This window comes from Desulfosporosinus burensis, assembly GCF_054657535.1.
On the sequence record NZ_BAAHYN010000078.1, the window covers coordinates 1 to 575 of the forward strand.

Here is a 575-nt window from a genome sequence, read left to right on the forward strand (position 1 = left end):
ACTACTGGCGAGCGAGAGATAGCCATTGAACTAATTGAAAAATTAAAAACGATGGGCTTGAAAAATGACCTTATTCTTTTTGATCGAGGATATCCCTCGAAAAAGTTTATCGCTTACTTAGATAGTAGCGAAATTAAGTATCTCATGCGTGTGAAAACTAATTCGATGAAAGAATTCAATGAAGCGATGGAACCTGATCAGATCGTTGAGATAAAGGTTGAAGGAAAAAGGATCAAGGTTCGTGTTCTTCGATTTATGTTGGATTCTGAAGTTGAGGAAGTCCTAGTCACTAATTTATTTGATGAAACCCTAGGGATTCAAGAGTTTAAAGCTCTATATTTTAAACGTTGGGGAATAGAAGTCAAATACCTCGAATTAAAGAGCCGACTTCAAATTGAAAACTTTACGGGCGACACCGTTATTTCCGTTGAGCAAGATTTCTATGCGTCCATGTATCTATCAAATATGGTGGCACTTGCTAAGAATGAAGCGGACGAGAAGATTTTAGAAAATAATGAAGACAAAAGCTTAAAATATGAATACAAGGTAAATACAAATATACTGATCGGTAAATT

General features: G+C 35.5%; 1 protein-coding gene. It reads left to right on the forward strand.

Annotated elements, in window-relative coordinates; all coding sequences use genetic code 11:
* The coding region (locus ACYQ3Q_RS28470) for a transposase (RefSeq protein WP_459931746.1) at positions 1 to 575 on the forward strand (575 nt) is incomplete at both ends.